This window comes from Colwellia sp. MB3u-4, assembly GCF_014077065.1.
Taxonomy (GTDB): domain Bacteria; phylum Pseudomonadota; class Gammaproteobacteria; order Enterobacterales; family Alteromonadaceae; genus Cognaticolwellia.
The window spans coordinates 141,293-158,033 of the sequence record NZ_JACGVE010000074.1; the positions used below are offsets into that span (position 1 = coordinate 141,293).

Genomic DNA, 16,741 nt, shown 5'->3' on the forward strand with positions numbered 1-16,741 from the left:
ACGCCTCCCTACTTCGCGCTAGCAGCAGCAACGGCTGCTGGCTGGACTAAATCACCGGTGTTATTACCCCAAGCGTTACGCTCATAAGTGACAACCGCCGCAATTTGCGTTTTAGTTAATTGGCCGGCAAAAGCCGCCATCGCTGGATTTTTCTTGCTGCCGTTAAGCACCATATCCAAATGCACTGCTACATCACCTGTAGCAATCACACTACCTTTAAGTGCAGGAAAAACAGGCGCCATGCCTTCACCAGTAGCTTGATGACACGCAGCACAAGCTGTCATGTAGACATCTTCACCCAGGGTCATTAATTCGTCTTGGCTATAAACCTTTGATAAATCTTCTTCTGGTATGACTTTGGCAACGGTTTCAGCAACTTGTTCTTTAACGTCTTCAACCGCTTGCTCAACCGTATCTGAGGTACTTGCACCACTAACCGCTTGCACGTCAGCCGCTTGAACAGCTTCACCGGTATTGTTACCCCAAGCATTACGCTCATAAGTTACAACCGCCGCGATTTCTTTTAAGCTTAATTGCTTACCATAAGCTTGCATACCGGTACCTGCTTTACCATTAACGACAATATCTATATGCGCACTAGCAGGACCCGTTGTGGCAATAGCACTGCCTTTAAGAGCTGGAAATGCGGGTGGTAAACCTTGTCCACTGACTTGGTGACACGCTGCGCAGTAAGCGGTATAGGTTGTTTCGCCCAGTTGCATTAATTCGTCCATTGAAGCCGAAGCATTTAACGACGCCGCTTCAGCAGCTGCTGCATTGGCTTTCATTTGCTTTTGCTCATCAAGCCAAATGGCGTAATCGGCTTCAGACTTAACTTCAACCACTATCGGCATAAAGCCGTGGTCTTTGCCACACAACTCAGCACATTGGCCACGATAAACACCGGGTTCATCTACCTTGGTCCAAGCTTCATTAATAAAGCCTGGGTTAGCATCTTGTTTTACCGCAAATGCCGGTACCCACCAAGCATGGATAACATCATCAGAAGTAATAACAAAACGCACTTTTTTATTGGTTGGAATAACCAAAGGACGATCAACTTCTAACAGGTAATGTTCACCTTTTTCTGCTGAGGTACCATCTTGGTTTTCGTATTGTTCACGCGGGGTAGAAAGCACTGAATAAAACTCAAGGTCTTGATCAAAATATTTATAATGCCATTTCCACTGAGAACCCGTTACTTGAATGGTTAAGTCCGCATCATCGTTATTTTCCATATCGATAAGCGTAATAGTGGCAGGAAAAGCCATAGCAATTAGAATAACGACAGGGATCGCCGTCCAAAGAATTTCAACTTTTGTGCTTTCATGAAAGGTTGCTGGTTTGAAACCTTTTGATTTACGGTGAAACACCATAGACCAAAACATTGCACCAAAGACCACAATACCAATACCAGTACAGATATACAGCACCAGCATATGTAAATCATATACGTCTCTACTAACCTCAGTAACACCTTTGGTTAGGTTCAGCGACATATCTGCCCACACTGAACTAGACAACAAGCCCCCTAGCAACAGCAAACCTAGGTTACGTCTTTTCACACGACATCTCCTTCACCTTTAATTTAGGCCAAATAACGTATTTTCATTATGAAAACCGGCTAGTTAGCGCATACATTTATTATTATTTAAGTGACGCATTAATCAACAGTTGTCAATTGCGCCCTATTGTTTTTTTTGTACGTTTTCCAGACTAGAATTACTTAAAACTTGATAGGGGTCAATTTTTAATTTCAAAAGCATGATAAATAAAAACCAGTAAATACAATAGAGTAAAAGCCCTAAACCGGACGATAAGTAGATTTTTAAAAGGATGGCTGCAATGTTCATGTTTTGTTCAAAGCCTGTTTTTCATGCTGAATAATAAATAATCAACACAGAAATTTGCTGTATAAAAAGCAAGCTATTAGCGGTATTTATTGCCGAACAGAAGGATAGCTCTAACCAAAAAAATTTAGCTACATATTAGGTAGATAAATGGTTATCAAGCATGTGGAATACGCAGATTTTAACACCTTGAATTAAACCAAGTGATAGTTAAATCTGCGAAATATAATTTAGGAAAAAATAGTGTAGGAAAATCTAGTTTAGCTAAGTATTAGCATTTATGAAGTAAATGAAACGTGAACTACATCCAATCAGCCGCGCGAATAACACCAACGGCTAGGCCTTCGATATTAAATTGCTGAGACTTTAAATCGACCTTAATCGGTGCAAAATCTTCATTTTCAGCATGTAAATAAACCACATTGCCCTCACGTTTAAAACGCTTAACGGTAACATCGTCTTCTACACGAGCAACAATCACTTGACCATTTTGCACGTCGGTTGTTTGATGAACGGCCAACAAGTCGCCATCCATAATGCCGATATCTTTCATGCTCTCGCCATTAACACGCAATAAATAATCAGCCGGAGGATGAAATAAATTGCCATCAACTTTGTAATGCTGCTCAACATGTTCTTGTGCCAAAATAGGCTCACCGGCTGCCACACGGCCAATAAGTGGCAAACCATCTTCAGCGATAAACTCTTGTGCAAGACGAATACCACGCGATGTGCCAGGTAGCATTTCAATATAGCCTTTCTTCGCTAGCGCTTTTAAATGTTCTTCTGCTGCATTGGCCGACTTAAAACCAAAACAAGTAGCAATTTCGGCACGTGTTGGTGGCATACCTGTATCAGAAATTTTTTCTCGGATCAGATCAAAAATCTGCTGTTGTCTGGGTGTTAAAGGGCGCATAGTTGTTCCTTAAGCTACTTAAGAGCAAGCCTGTATTTTTACACAGTATTACTGTTATTGTATACAGGCTGTAAATAAACGCAAGAAAATAATCAGTCGCCTTTGCTAGTTTGGGCTTTAGTTGCAATTAGTGATGTTAGCAAAAAATTAAGTGCTCAATCCATATTGTTGTAAAGCGGCTTTCACGATTAAGGTCATTAAAAATACCCATAAATATAACTATTAACCTTGCTTAAACAGCAGGTATATAGGTAAATCAACCTTAGAAGGTGAATGGAAGATAATGAATAAACACGAATATTTAGATTGTTGCCAAGCACAATTACTAAAAGTTTTTAGCCTCGCAAAAAATCATAAAAAAGATGATAAGCAAAAATTCAGAGTTGAAGGCTTTATCCATGCGGGTAAAGCGTTAGGCGTTATATCTCATGTAGAGGCTGTCGATGTTATCGCGCAAGCTCACTTTCAGGTATTTGGTGAAAGTATTGAGTCTCGCCAAAATAGAAAAGCGAGCTTAAAAGAAGCGGTTGCCAAAGGTGATGAAAATTTTATTAACATTCCGGCCTATGAGCGATCAAAGCTATAATGCTTCAATCTCCCTCAACTTCTTAACTCTTCAAGATTTCAAGATTTCAAAGTACCCTAAGTCATTTTAAACAACGGCTTAAATATGCAGTGATGCAATAAGCGCCTCAATTAACCACGTCGTTAGCAAGTTTTAGCCTTTGCAAACATGGTTTAGTCTGGGTATTAACGCTTCAGTGCAGGCTTTGCTTTTCAATATGCTAGCTAAACTCAGTACCTTAAGCTAACATAAATTTAGCTATTAACTACCTTATATCAATAGATTTAAACTATGATAAAAATTCGTGATTTAGAATATCTAACCGCCATTGCCGAATATAAGCATTTTGGCCATGCCGCTGAGGCTTGCTTTGTTAGTCAACCAACGCTAAGTGGTCAAATTCAAAAACTAGAACAACGCCTTAAGCTAACCTTAATTGAACGCCAACCGCGCAATGTTATGCTAACACCCGCAGGAGAAAAGTTAGTACAACAAGCTCGGCAAGTACTTAACGCCGCGAATAACTTTGAAGAAGCGGCAAAAGCGCTACTTGATCCACTGTCAGGTGATTTACATATAGGCTTAATACCGACGTTAGCGCCATATATATTGCCGCATATTATGCCGGCACTAAACAGCAATCTAGCTAAAATAAACTTCTATTTACATGAAAATAGAACCCAAGATTTACTGCAACAATTGGAAACAGGTAAACTCGATATTTTAATTTTGCCTTGGTTGCCAGAAATGGCGCGTTTTGAACGTTACGATTTATTCACCGAGCCATTGGTGATGGCCACGTCTCCTTCACATCCACTGGCTAATAAAACTAAAGTAACATTTGATGATTTACATAATCAAAAAATCCTCACTTTAGAAGATGGCCATTGTTTGAGAGATCAAGCCATGGGCTATTGCTTTAGTGCTGGTGCGGAGGAAGATCATAGTTTTCGAGCCACCAGTCTTGAAACCTTACGTTATATGGTGGCCAGTAATATGGGTATTACCCTGCTACCACAGTTGGCGACAATTAATTATGCTCCACAGAAGCATATTCATTACATTCCTTTTGAAAGCCCACAACCGGTGCGTGAAATATCATTACTTTGTCGTGCCGGTTACGCGCGCATGGAAAGTGTTAGAGCTGTGGTTAATGAAGTGCGCCAAGCAGTAACGGGTTTATTTGATGAATAAATTAGCTATGTTTCACAACCCGCTTATGAGCTTCGAGCAAAAACGGTTAAACTTCATTTAACTTGATGAACTAAAGTCCAAGCTATATCACGCCTGCATGGAACCTACATGGGGGGAAGGTTAAATCAGTGCAACAGCAAGCGCGCTATTAACGAAAAAACGCTACCCTTGCCAACGATAGCGTTTATTTTTTGAGTACTTATTGCACTGGCGTTTCAGTGTTAATTTAAGCTAGGAAATAATGCGCTATTAGGCTGCAGCTTCGCTAACGCTTTCAGTGTTTTCAAGCGGGTTCGGTGTTCTAATTAAATAATCGAATGCACCTAATGCTGCTGTTGCACCACTGCCCATAGCGATAATAATTTGCTTAAATGGCGTGTTTGTTACATCGCCCGCCGCATAAACACCCGCAATATTGGTTTCGCCTTTGTGGTTAATGATCACCTCGCCTCGCTCGGTTAAATCAACAGTTCCTTGCAAAAACTTTGAATTTGGCACTAAACCAATTTGTACGAAAATACCCGCAAGTTCGACATTCTCTTGCTTATCTGTTGCACGATTAAGGTAGTTTAGTCCAGTAACATGCTTGCCATTACCTAATACTTCGGTAGTTTGAGCATTAACAATAATCTCGATATTTGGCAACGAACGCGCTTTATTTTGTAATACTGCATCAGCGCGTAGTACGCTATCAAATTCAAGAACAGTAACATGCTTAACTAAGCCAGCGAGATCAATGGCTGCCTCGATACCTGAGTTACCGCCACCAATCACCGCAACTGATTTGCCTTTAAATAATGGTCCGTCACAGTGCGGACAATAAGCAACACCTTTACCACGGTATTCTTGCTCACCAGTAACGTTCATTTCTCTCCATCTTGCGCCTGTAGCAATAATGGTTGAGCGTGTTTGTAAGATAGCGCCGTTTTCTAATTCAACGGTGATTAAACCACCTTCAACATCACTTTCTATAATTTTTTTCACCTGTTGATTATTCATAATATCAACATCGTATTCATTAACATGGGCTTCTAGGTTAGCCACTAGTTTAGGCCCATCAGTTGCATTCACTGAAATAAAATTTTCAATGGACATGGTTTCTTGTAATTGGCCACCAAAATTGTCTGCCACTATACCTGTGCGTATCCCTTTACGGGCACTATATATCGCTGATGATGCACCTGCTGGGCCACCACCTATAACTAATAAGTCAAAAGCTGCTTTGTTGTTTATCGCCTTAGCTTGTCTCGCGCCAGCATTGGTATCAACTTTGTTTAAAATTTCAGTTACCGTCATTCTGCCTTGGCCAAACGCTTTACCATTTAAGTAAACTGCCGGTACTGATAAAATATCTCGTTGGTAAACTTCTTCTTGGAATAATGCCCCATCAACCATCACATGCTTAATTTGCGGATTAATGGCCGCCATCATGTTCAGTGCTTGCACTACGTCTGGGCAATTTTGACAACTTAAAGAAATATAGGTTTCAAAGCTATGCTCACCTTCTAGTGAGGCCACTTGCTCAATCACCGCTTTATCAAGCTTTATTGGGTGTCCTCCGCTGTGTAACAAGGCTAATACCAGCGAAGTAAATTCATGCCCCATCGGCACGCCAGCGAAGCGCATTTCGCCGCCAGTTTTAACTGATTTTACTAACATTGATGGCACTCGCTCGTTGCTTGCATCTGCTGCAACAACCGAGACTAATGCTGACATTTCAGCAATTTCTGTCACCAAGGTATTTAGTTCTTTTGATTTAACGTCGTCACCTAAAAATACTGATAATTCAACAGCCGATGTTAAATTCTGTAAATAGGTCGTTAGTTGTTGCTTTAAGTTCGTATCTAACATGGGTTATTCCTTTGAGAAAACTGATGAATAGGATGATTTTTAGGTCATGCTGAATTGGCTTGGTAAATACCGCGATATTTTAAAAGTATCGCGGTAGTTTTTTACTTTATTTAGATTTTGCCAACTAAATCTAATGATGGTGTTAATGTTTCTGCACCTGGCTGCCATGCTGCTGGACATACTTCACCGTCATGTTCAGCTACATATTGTGCCGCTTGAATTTTGCGCACTAGCTCTTTTGCTGAACGACCTATACCTAGATCATGTATCTCAGCAATTTTAATTTCGCCTTCAGGGTTGATAACAAACGTGCCACGTAATGCTAGGCCGTCGTCTTCAATCATGACACCGAAGTTGCGCGTAATTTTGCCTGTTGGGTCACCAATCATTGGGTAGGTAATTTTGCCAATAGTGTCTGAACTACCGTGCCAAGCTTTATGGGTAAAATGTGTGTCGGTTGATACTGAGTAAACTTCAACGCCCATTTCTTGTAGTTGTGCATAATGGTCAGCCATATCGCCTAACTCTGTTGGACAAACAAAGGTAAAGTCAGCAGGGTAAAAGAAAAATACTGCCCATTTTCCTGCAACATCAGCTTCTGAAACCTCGACAAATTCGCCTTTACTAAATGCTGTTGCGTTAAATGGTTGGATGGTTGAATTGATAATTGATTTATACATGTTTATCTCCACTTGTTTTAAAAATATGAGTACTTGTTAAGTTGGGACAATGATACGCCGGCATTTAAAATAGGAACAATCGTTTGAATTTATCATATCGATAGGCAAAAGCTATGAGTGAATTGTAGAATGAAATGTAGAAAGAGAGGACATTGTTGCTGTGACTAGTTAACTTTATTTTATAGATGGCTAAAATTTAAATGTTGCAGGAAGTTATATGAAAAATAAGATTGCATATTAATATCAGCTTAATTTCTTTAGCTATGATCAAAGCAAAAAAAAGACAAAAAAAACGCCCCTCAATTGAGGAGCGTATAAAAATATAAAACACTAATAAAAACAAAACCGAGGGGAGAGTCTCTTGCTAAGTAAGAGTGCCATTACCCTGGTTAGTTCAATTTATATAAAAATAAACCTAAATCCCTCAACGAAGATTTGGTGAAAATAAATGATTTACTACTCATGGAACAAAAACTAATCGCTTTGCTCCTTGAGCACTTTCAATAACAAATAATTCATCCGCCAAAATATAGGCAAAAAAAACGCCCCTCAATTGAGGAGCGTATAAAAATATAAAAACACTAATAAAAACAAAACCGAGGGGGAAATCTCTTGTTAAGTAAGAGTGCTATTATTATAGTTAGTTCAATTTAAATAAAAATAAATCTAAATCCCTCGACGAAGATTTGGTGAAAATAAATGATTCACTACTCAAAGAACAAAAATTAATCGCTTTGCTCCTTGAACACTTTCAATAACTAATAAGTCATCCGCCAAAATATAGGCAAAAAAAACGCTCCTCAATTGAGGAGCGTATAAAAATATAAAAACACTAATAAAAACAAAACCGAGGGGGGAAATCTCTTGTTAAGTAAGAGTGCTATTATTATGGTTAGTTCAATTTAAATAAAAATAAACCTAAATCCTTCGACAAAAATTTGGTGAAAATAAATAATTTCACTACTCAAGGAACAAAAATTAATCGCTTTGCTCCTTCATCACTTTTAATAACTAATAAGTCATCCGCCAAAAAATATAGGCAAAAAAAACGCCCCTCAATTGAGGAGCGTATAAAAATATAAAAACACTAATAAAAACAAAACCGAGGGGGAAATCTCTTGTTAAGTAAGAGTGCTATTATTATGGTTAGTTCAATTTAAATAAAAATAAATCTAAATCTCTCGACGAATATTTGGTGAAAATAAATAATTTCACCACTCATGGAACAAAAACTAATCGCTTTGCTCCTTGAACACTTTCAATAATTCATCCGCCAAAATATAGGCAAAAAAAACGCCCCTCAATTGAGGAGCGTATAAAAATATAAAAACACTAATAAAAACAAAACCGAGGGGAGAATCTCTTGCTAAGTAAGAGTAACTTTATAGTGCTTAGTTCAACTTTATTGACAAATAAATTTCATCAATAATAAATCCTCTCACAACACCCTGATTTTATTTAATTAAAATAACTTAATCCAAATAAAAAATAATTTTATATCTGTGTAAGTTGCTGCCTATCAGCAATTAAATTAAGTATCTTGGACAGTTTTTTAGCAAGGTAGCCCGACAATAGTTTCGGCTGTTGGCGTATTAATTCAGATTCCGCTGCTGTAATAGCAACATGACAATCTATTAACTTGTTGCTTGAGCTCAGCAACAAAACGTCATCTGCAAACGTTTCTACTTCAACATTCGGTGCTTGTTTTGCTACATTGCCAAATTCGTTAATCGCGACAAGATAAAAATTGATCTGTAAAATATCTGCTTCATCGCCATACCAATTCGCCGTCATGGTATGAAAATTTAACTGCGCTTCGAGTTTATTACTAATGGCGGCAATATTTTTTATTTCGGCCACTAGGTCATCACTCACCTGAATAGAAATTGGCAAGGTTTCAGTCATAATATCCATGATGGTTGACGCCTTTTTAATAAGTAGTTTATCGGTAAATAATGAGCGCTCACCACAGCTATATCATTTGATGGTTTTGCCTATGTTATTATACCATAGCTAACTGACTAAATTATTTTTTGCATCTCTGTGCATTTATCTTCATATCCGTCCATAACAATCGCGCGATTAAGTTCACTAGGATTAAGTTCAATAGTGAGCAGACTAAATACTAAGCTCCACGCCATTAAAAAACAAAGACAGACCTTTCTATCTCATCGTTATTCAGTTGCTATTGTTGCACTTTTATCGATATTATAAGGTCACAGCGTATGATCAAAAGTCATCAATCGCACTGCTGCACCCATGATGGGTGGATTCGTTAACGCGGTAACACTCACACCCTTAACTACTGCCAGCAGAATAGCTATTGTGGAGAATAACCTAATTAAAACAACATTGACTAAAGCTAGAACAATAAGAAAAAAGCCTTTAAAACTCTTTAACCTCAGCCATAAGCTGCATAAATGGTTGATGTTATTTATTGGTGCACAATTTGTTATTTGGTCTGTTACGGGTGCTTATATGGTCTTTTTTGATCTTGATTATATTCACGGTGATAGCTTAATTATCAACCATCAAAATAAAATAAAATCAGAGAACTTAACATACTCATCGTCAACCTTATTTCAACAATATCCACGGGCTAAAAACTTAAGTGTTGGCCTGCTAGTGAACCGTGAAGTCTATCGCTTTAACATAGCTAAACAAGCATTTATAATTGATGCACAGAGCGGCGAACCGTTATCGCCATTAAATAAAAACACCGCAATTACCATAGCAAAGCAGCTTTATTCTGGTGATGGAAAAGTACTGAATGCCAAGCTAATAACCACAAATCCACACTTTGGCTTAAGTGCTCGACATTTGCCCGTATGGCAGGTTAATTTTGACAATTTCGCCTCACCGTCGCTTTATATCTCAGTGAGTAACGGTAAACTTGTTAGCAAACGTCATCAACTTTGGTATTTGTTTGATTGGATGTTTCGCTTGCATATCATGGATTATGGCGACGACGAAGATGTCAGTAATTGGTTGCTGTTTTTTATTGCTTCATTGGGATTTTTTGCTGCCTTTAGTGGTTTAGTACTGACTTATTTCAAAGTGATCAAACCGATAATAATCTCACGTAGAAAAAGCCGCGATAGGGCTAAAAAAGCGCAACAAGATAACCGTTTACCTTTTGGAGATAAGTCATGATGCTTTGGATAAGAAAAATTCATAAATGGGCCTCATTACTCATCGGTCTGCAACTACTTATTTGGCTAACCAGTGGCTTAGTCTTCAATGTCATTGATCACAAAAAAGCCCGCGGTAATGCTTATCGTCAAACGGCCATGGCCGAGCAGCCAACGCTGGCAAACCAAGCACTGTTACCCGTTAAAAGCATACTAAAATTATACCCGGCTACGCTTGAACTCAACCAAGTCAGTATTCTCTCGCAGCCTTATTACCTGCTAACTCAACAGCAAGGTTTATATCGCCACTTTGCTAACAGTTACCATATCGTTAATGCTATTACCGATGAGCTAACCTTGGTGGATGAAACATTCGCCAAAGCTATTGCCAAAGCGACTTATAATGGCCCAGGTAATATTAAATCTGTCGCGTTAATAACGCCGCCAATTGCCGATTTTCTCAAACATAAAAATCCCAGTTGGCAAATTAATTTTGCTGATGACTTAGCCACCAGTGTTTATGTTGAACAAGGCTCGGGTCGTTTAATAGGCCATAGTAATAGTGATAAACGCTTTGCCGATTTTTTCTTTATGTTGCACTTTATGGATTACGGCAGTGCCGGCAGCTTCAACACAATTCAAATGATATTATTTGCTTTTATCACCTTATGGCTCACGCTTTCTGGTTTGATATGGACATTACATTTGCTGCGAAAAGGCCAATACCGCTTAAAGAAATTTTAGCTCCATCGCCATAGTGCTAGCCATATTTCTAGCCATAGTTCTGCTCCTCATCCTGATGATAGTAATAGTACAAAGCTAAACACTTTATTTTAATTTGCTCTGCCAGCGGTTACTATAGCTGCCCATGTATATTGTAGAATAACCTAATGAAAAAATTAATTGGCCTGCTTAGCATTGCACTTACGTTTTTAAGCACCACAACTTTTGCAGAAACCTTAAAAGTCGCTTCTTGGAATATCGCCTGGTTGGGTTCTCATGAATATAACCAACGCAAAGACTCCGATTACCAAAAATTAGCGCGCTATGCACGCGAACTAGATGCCGATGTCATTGCCTTACAAGAAGTTGAAAGCGCAAAATGGGCACAAAAAGTTTTTGGTGACGACTATGACTATTTTTTCACCACAAAAGACTGGGTGCAGCGTGTTGGTGTCGCGGTAAGAAAAAGCAGCGGCTATAAAGCCAGTGCGGTCGAATACCGTGAACTTGACCAAGGCCTTGCGCGCCGAGGCATGGACGTTACCCTAACAAAAAATGGTAAGAGCGTGCGCTTATTAGCTGTGCACATGAAATCAGGCTGTTTCGATAACGCACTTGATCAAGCCAGCATTGCTAAAATGCCCGACAGCAATGAAAAAGAACAATATGCAAAAATTGCCTGTACAGAACTTGCCAAGCAAGCCAAGCCATTAGAAGCTTGGGTTGATGCCCGCGCTGAAGAAGGTATTCCCTTTATATTACTCGGTGACTTTAACCGCCGCTTTGTTAAAGACATAGCGTTAAATTACACTGAAGTACAAGGCTTGTGGCAAACCATTAATGATGAAGGTAGCGAAGCACTTTGGGCGCCTACTATTACAGCAGAATCACAATGCTGGGGCGGGTATTACAAAGACTATATCGACCATATAGTTTTTGATCCCAAAGCAAAAGCGCATTATGTCGAAAACTCATTTAAGCAATTAATCTTTGAGCCAAAATACACGCGAGAGCTTAGTCAAAAACTGAGTGATCACTGCCCTATTTCAATAAAGTTGGCACTGTAAGCGCTTGTTAATCACCCAGCATTAGCATTCATTAAGCATTAATGCTGGGTGGTATTTTGATAACGTATTATAGTCTGGCTATTAATCTTGTCAGTCATTGTGCTAAGCAGACACTGTTTCAAAAGTTGTCGCAACAAGCCATGCCTGAGCTAGTGACAATGTAAGCAGCAACGTTTACGCTAAACGGTGAAATTAACCATGAATGATATCCAGAATAATATTCAGAGTGCAACGAAAGAATACGTCATTTTATTGCACGGTTTAGCGCGCTCAGCACATTCAATGGACAAAATGGCACAACGCTTAACCGAGCAAGGTTACCACGTGTTAAATATTGACTATCCTTCACGTGCTTACTCTATTGAACAGTTAGCAGAACAAACCATTTCAGATGCGTTAGCACAATGCCACAACATGCCGGTCAGCTTTGTAACCCATTCAATGGGTGGCATTTTAGTACGGCAATTTCTCAGTCACCATAGTATTAAAAACCTCAATAAAGTGGTTATGCTTGGGCCACCAAACAAAGGTACTGAAATTGTTGACAAACTGGGTAATTTACCCGGTTTTCACTTAGTAAATGGTGATGCAGGCATGCAATTAGGTACTGGCGCATTAAGTGTGCCTAACCAATTAGGCAAGGCTAATTTTGATGTCGGCATTATTGCGGGCACCCAAAGCATAAACTTCTTGTTATCAACCCTCATTCCTGATGCTGACGACGGTAAAGTCTCGGTCGAAAGTACTAAAATTGATGGCATGAATGATCATATTGAAATACCAACCTCTCATGTCTTTATGATGCGAAATGACGCAGTTATCGCGCAAGTCATTAGTTACCTCAAACAAGGTAAATTTAACCGCTAATATAACGATAATAGTACTGACGATATTGTTTAAGCCCTGATAACTAAAAATAATATCTGACTGCCTGCGAGCATAAACCATCTCAATAAAGACTAAAGTCTGATTGACAATCCCATCCACGTTGACTACGGTAAATTACAAAAATAAATTGGTTAAATAACCACGCGGTAATAAGTCATGTCAACAAATCGTCAGATTGCAGTCTCACTAGCTTTACTTGCGGCCACTTTAATAGCATTGCTATTAATTGTCTTAGCACAGATAACAACCAGTATAACTTGGTATGTATCATCTATATTTATAGCAAGCCTTGTTATTTTTTTCGTCAGTATCAACTTTGTAATCAAGAAAAATCAACAAAATCAGCGTCAGTTATTGCTTCACGCTTTAAAGCTTGATATTTCAACCAACCAATCTTTGCAGGATATTCTCTGCAATCAGGCGAGTAAAACCAGCATAGCAGGAAAAAATATTGACGATAAAGCCAGCGAGTTAGCTATTAACTCTGCAGAAGTCAGTTTTTTCCTTGAAAAGCTCAGTAGTGCTATTGAATTATCTAGTGAAGATGTTGATCGGCTGGCCAGTGCTGCGGAGCAAATGTCTATTAGTATTAAGGTGATGAATGACAATGCTGCAATAGCGTCGCAACAATCTAGCCAAGCCATGACAGCAACGTCGGCCGGTTCAAAGCAGCTAAATGACAATGTCGAGGTGATTGAGCAACTCAATAGTGATGTGATCAATGCCGCTGAAAAAATAAAATCGCTCTCGCAAAAAGCCACTAAAATTCAAAATATCACTAATGTTATCGATGGAATTTCACGCCAAACCAACCTCTTGGCATTAAATGCCGCAATAGAAGCTGCGCGTGCTGGCGAACAAGGTCGAGGCTTTGCGGTTGTGGCTGATGAAGTCAGAGCATTAGCATCGAAGACAGCTGAGGCAACAGATCAAATTGGTAGCATGCTCACCCAGATCAATGAGGAAACGTTACAAACCACTGAGGTTATGGCGCAAGTTGTTCAGCAAAGCCATAATATTGTTAGCAGTATGGGTTCACTCGCTATTTCATTAAGTGATATCAATCAAAAAATGACTGAGTCGTCTGATGCCAGCAACCTCATCAGTAACGCACTAGAAGAACACAATGCCACCAGTGATGAAATTTCCATGGCGATCACAAATTTGCATGACTTTTTGCTCGAAAAAAGTAAAGAAACCCATATAGTTTCAGATAAAGCAAAAGCGCTATGCGAAAGTACCGAGTCAATATTCATCGATCTGGCTGAATTCAACACTGGCTCTTTAGTGGAAAAAATTTGTTGGCAAGCACAGCTTGCCGCACAACAAGTAGCCACTATGTTCAGTGATAAAATTTCACGCAATGAAATTAGCCAACAAGCTCTTTTTAACTTTAGTTATAGTAAGATTGCCAATACCAATCCGCAAAAATATCACAGCACTTTCGATGACTTTACCGATAAATTTTTACCGGCTATTCAAGAGCCTATTTTAAAAGAAAACCTTGAAGTTGTCTTTGCTGGCGCCGTCGATATCAACGGCTACTTTCCTACTCATAACCAACGTTATTCGCAACCGCTAACCGGTAACATCGCCACTGACAGCATTAATAATCGCACTAAGCGAATATTTGACGATAGCACAGGCATTCGATGTGGCCAGCACAGGCATAAATTTCTTCTGCAAACATACAAGCGTGATACAGGTGAAGTTATGCATGATGTTTCTGCGCCAATTATCGTCAACGGCCAACACTGGGGCGGCTTTCGTATCGGCTTTAAAGCACAATAATGTTGAGCAACACCTCAGTGCTATTGTGAAATAATTATGAAAGTTTCAAATTAACGATGCCAATCAGATAAAAGTTTAGTATGGTAACTTTGAGGGTTTGTTAAACTTTTTGATGATTTTTACCCGTGATTATTCGCTTTTGATCATAGGACAGTGCATATACTTAGCCATTATTTTAGTCAAACATCTGATGATGATGAAAAGGACTAACAGTGCTACTGATTGCCTTCAATATCACTTGCTGTTTGCTGTGAGGAGTTTACATAGCACAGGTTGCTAGATACCTTGCACCGCGATCAAGCTGTATTGAATGCAAAAAAAGAAACATGAAAAATTAACACCCCCTACCAAAGCAGTATTTAATAAATCTAGGTGAGGGAATCAAGATGATATTATTGAAAAAATTAACGCGATCAACTGTTGTGGTATTAAGTGCGATATCGAGTTTTACGTCGGCAAACGAAATGGAAATCACGGCTATAAAACAAGTGATTTCAGAAAACAGCAAACGCCATACCTATAGCGGCAATGTCAGAATTGCTTTTGCCCATGGCAACTTGTCGACTAAATCAAGTCGTGCTTCTTTTCAAAAAGGTAAAACTGTGATGGAAGGTGATGTAGAGATTATGCTCAGTAACGCCATTGCCAAAACTCAAAGAGTGACTTTCATACCCTCACAGCAGGGCTTAGTGGCTGAAATGGATAAAGTTACCTTTACCTATAAATAACCACGAAAAATAGCGCGTTAGCCTTATTGTTGATGCGATATTCATAGGGATAGTTTTTATCGCTCGGCGTTTGTGCTGATAACAGTTAAATTCCAGTTAACTTGATTGACTGAAGTACACCTACACTGTGCTTACGGGTATCAATCTAGCCTTGGGTAATTGTTTATGTAGGCCATTTTTTATGTAGGTCGGACTTTAGTCCGTCAGCTGTTAAGCGGGCGATTACTGTCATGGGGCAAATATGAACCGCCAAGTTAATTTCACCTGAGATGGCAATCATTAACCTTTAAAATAGCTAAGCAACAGTCAACTCTCTATGGTTCTGGGTGTGGCGTTAAAATGGCGCTTAAATTCGCGGCTAAATTGTGAAGGGCTAGTATACCCCACCAACATTGCCGCCTCTGTTGCCTGTTTACCTTCTGTTACAATCAGATCTTTGGCTTTGTTTAAACGTATTTTTTTTAAATATTGTAAGGGTGTTTCACTGGTAACTTGTCGAAAAGCGCGATGAAAACCTGAAACGCTCATATGTGCTTGATTAGCCAAATGCTCAACCGATATTACCTCGGCATATTCTGTGTGCAGCGTATCAAGCACACGAGCAATCCTAGCATAATGACCATCATGACGAGCTAAATCAAATAATATGTGGCCATTATCACCCACCAGGGCTCGGTAGACAATTTCTTCAACAATCGCTGGCCCAAGAATTTTTGCTTCAACATCTTCGTGTAGCACTTTGATTAATCGCGTAATAACACTATTGAAATTATCATCTAAACTATTTGATTTAACACCAAAATCTAATGGCGTTTTATGACTCGGTGTTGCTAGATTACCTAACGTATTTTGTTCATTAATTTGGTTAACTAGTTTATGTAATATATGCGAGTCAACATCAATAATTAACCCTAAAATAGGCAAGCCATGATCAGAAAACGCCTCACATTCCAATGGCATTGGCACACCTAACACTAAATAGTCACCTGAGCCATATTGCACACAATTCTCTGCAACATAAATATTTTTACGCCCTTGCCCGATGACAATAATGCCTGACTGATAAAGTAATGGCTCTCGATCACTACCGGCACTAGCACGATAAAATTTTACACCCGGAATCAGCGTTTGATAGCTGCCATTCAATGTATTCAATGATTTTAAATGCGCAAAAGACTGCATTAGTTGTGCTAAATTTTTCATAACTCACTCAAACAATAAACATGTTTCTCATCACATTTATACAAATAGGCAATGATTATCGATAAAAACGTCTGTTTACACAACATTTATTACAGTAATATGCAACTCAACATAAGCTGCTATGCTTTTTATTCGATAAATATTAAATGAGGTA

General features: G+C 39.0%; 14 protein-coding genes. 8 read left to right on the forward strand and 6 right to left on the reverse strand.

The features are described 5' to 3' along the window. Window positions 1-8: 8 nt before the first annotated feature. Together coxB and lexA are read right to left on the reverse strand one after the other, a co-directional pair. Window positions 9-1,565, reverse strand: a complete 1,557-nt coding sequence (gene coxB / locus H4J61_RS06130) for a cytochrome c oxidase subunit II (protein ID WP_404851940.1) — start codon at window positions 1,563-1,565, stop codon at window positions 9-11. A 586-nt stretch (window positions 1,566-2,151) separates the two neighbouring features. Next, on the reverse strand, window positions 2,152-2,766 hold the full coding sequence (lexA, locus tag H4J61_RS06135) for a transcriptional repressor LexA (protein WP_182135816.1): 615 nt from the start codon (window positions 2,764-2,766) through the stop codon (window positions 2,152-2,154). Between the two features lie 283 nt (window positions 2,767-3,049). On the opposite strand from lexA, the gene H4J61_RS06140 reads away from it, so the two are divergent. Continuing rightward, complete coding sequence (locus tag H4J61_RS06140) at window positions 3,050-3,352, forward strand: hypothetical protein (RefSeq protein ID WP_182184367.1); 303 nt, start codon at window positions 3,050-3,052, stop codon at window positions 3,350-3,352. Between the two features lie 270 nt (window positions 3,353-3,622). Then, the gene (gene oxyR / locus H4J61_RS06145; RefSeq protein WP_182135818.1) at window positions 3,623-4,525 is read left to right on the forward strand and encodes a DNA-binding transcriptional regulator OxyR; all 903 of its coding nucleotides are present in this window, start codon (window positions 3,623-3,625) and stop codon (window positions 4,523-4,525) included. Between the two features lie 249 nt (window positions 4,526-4,774). On the opposite strand, the gene ahpF is transcribed toward oxyR, so the two are convergent. From ahpF to H4J61_RS06160, 3 genes are all read right to left on the reverse strand, one after another. Beyond that, complete coding sequence (gene ahpF, locus H4J61_RS06150) at window positions 4,775-6,376, reverse strand: alkyl hydroperoxide reductase subunit F (protein WP_182184368.1); 1,602 nt, start codon at window positions 6,374-6,376, stop codon at window positions 4,775-4,777. Window positions 6,377-6,486: 110 nt separating this feature from the next. Beyond that, a complete protein-coding gene (gene ahpC / locus H4J61_RS06155) occupies window positions 6,487-7,056 on the reverse strand; it encodes an alkyl hydroperoxide reductase subunit C (RefSeq protein WP_182135820.1) in 570 nt (189 codons plus the stop codon). A gap of 1,494 nt (window positions 7,057-8,550) precedes the next feature. Continuing rightward, window positions 8,551-8,970, reverse strand: a complete 420-nt coding sequence (locus H4J61_RS06160) for a hypothetical protein (RefSeq protein ID WP_182184369.1) — start codon at window positions 8,968-8,970, stop codon at window positions 8,551-8,553. A 345-nt stretch (window positions 8,971-9,315) separates the two neighbouring features. On the opposite strand from H4J61_RS06160, the gene H4J61_RS06165 reads away from it, so the two are divergent. From H4J61_RS06165 to H4J61_RS06190, 6 genes are all read left to right on the forward strand, one after another. Continuing rightward, a complete protein-coding gene (locus H4J61_RS06165) occupies window positions 9,316-10,209 on the forward strand; it encodes a PepSY domain-containing protein (protein ID WP_259363142.1) in 894 nt (297 codons plus the stop codon). Beyond that, the gene (locus tag H4J61_RS06170; RefSeq protein ID WP_259363143.1) at window positions 10,206-10,931 is read left to right on the forward strand and encodes a PepSY domain-containing protein; all 726 of its coding nucleotides are present in this window, start codon (window positions 10,206-10,208) and stop codon (window positions 10,929-10,931) included. Before H4J61_RS06165 ends, H4J61_RS06170 begins: the two co-directional genes overlap by 4 nt. Before the next feature lie 146 nt (window positions 10,932-11,077). Further along, a complete protein-coding gene (locus tag H4J61_RS06175; RefSeq protein WP_182184370.1) occupies window positions 11,078-11,977 on the forward strand; it encodes an endonuclease/exonuclease/phosphatase family protein in 900 nt (299 codons plus the stop codon). Window positions 11,978-12,175: 198 nt separating this feature from the next. Then, window positions 12,176-12,844 carry an alpha/beta fold hydrolase gene (locus tag H4J61_RS06180; protein ID WP_182184371.1) on the forward strand — a complete coding sequence of 223 codons (669 nt, stop codon included), beginning with the start codon at window positions 12,176-12,178 and terminating at the stop codon, window positions 12,842-12,844. Window positions 12,845-13,021: 177 nt separating this feature from the next. Further along, on the forward strand, window positions 13,022-14,656 hold the full coding sequence (locus tag H4J61_RS06185; protein ID WP_182184372.1) for a methyl-accepting chemotaxis protein: 1,635 nt from the start codon (window positions 13,022-13,024) through the stop codon (window positions 14,654-14,656). Between the two features lie 386 nt (window positions 14,657-15,042). Beyond that, on the forward strand, window positions 15,043-15,384 hold the full coding sequence (locus tag H4J61_RS06190) for a hypothetical protein (protein WP_182135825.1): 342 nt from the start codon (window positions 15,043-15,045) through the stop codon (window positions 15,382-15,384). A 306-nt stretch (window positions 15,385-15,690) separates the two neighbouring features. On the opposite strand, the gene H4J61_RS06195 is transcribed toward H4J61_RS06190, so the two are convergent. Beyond that, complete coding sequence (locus H4J61_RS06195) at window positions 15,691-16,587, reverse strand: AraC family transcriptional regulator (RefSeq protein WP_182135826.1); 897 nt, start codon at window positions 16,585-16,587, stop codon at window positions 15,691-15,693. Between the last annotated feature and the right edge of the window lie 154 nt (window positions 16,588-16,741).

Excerpts from the sequence above, each read along its gene's own strand:
- H4J61_RS06195 (WP_182135826.1), bottom strand. The coding sequence starts at position 16,587 with ATGAAAAATTTAGCACAACTAATGCAGTCTTTTGCGCATTTAAAATCA.
- ahpC (WP_182135820.1), bottom strand. The coding sequence starts at position 7,056 with ATGTATAAATCAATTATCAATTCAACCATCCAACCATTTAACGCAACA.
- oxyR (WP_182135818.1), top strand. The coding sequence starts at position 3,623 with ATGATAAAAATTCGTGATTTAGAATATCTAACCGCCATTGCCGAATAT.
- H4J61_RS06190 (WP_182135825.1), top strand. The coding sequence starts at position 15,043 with ATGATATTATTGAAAAAATTAACGCGATCAACTGTTGTGGTATTAAGT.
- ahpF (WP_182184368.1), bottom strand. The coding sequence starts at position 6,376 with ATGTTAGATACGAACTTAAAGCAACAACTAACGACCTATTTACAGAAT.
- H4J61_RS06170 (WP_259363143.1), top strand. The coding sequence starts at position 10,206 with ATGATGCTTTGGATAAGAAAAATTCATAAATGGGCCTCATTACTCATC.
- H4J61_RS06185 (WP_182184372.1), top strand. The coding sequence starts at position 13,022 with ATGTCAACAAATCGTCAGATTGCAGTCTCACTAGCTTTACTTGCGGCC.
- H4J61_RS06175 (WP_182184370.1), top strand. The coding sequence starts at position 11,078 with ATGAAAAAATTAATTGGCCTGCTTAGCATTGCACTTACGTTTTTAAGC.
- H4J61_RS06180 (WP_182184371.1), top strand. The coding sequence starts at position 12,176 with ATGAATGATATCCAGAATAATATTCAGAGTGCAACGAAAGAATACGTC.
- H4J61_RS06140 (WP_182184367.1), top strand. The coding sequence starts at position 3,050 with ATGAATAAACACGAATATTTAGATTGTTGCCAAGCACAATTACTAAAA.
- H4J61_RS06160 (WP_182184369.1), bottom strand. The coding sequence starts at position 8,970 with ATGGATATTATGACTGAAACCTTGCCAATTTCTATTCAGGTGAGTGAT.
- H4J61_RS06165 (WP_259363142.1), top strand. The coding sequence starts at position 9,316 with ATGATGGGTGGATTCGTTAACGCGGTAACACTCACACCCTTAACTACT.
- lexA (WP_182135816.1), bottom strand. The coding sequence starts at position 2,766 with ATGCGCCCTTTAACACCCAGACAACAGCAGATTTTTGATCTGATCCGA.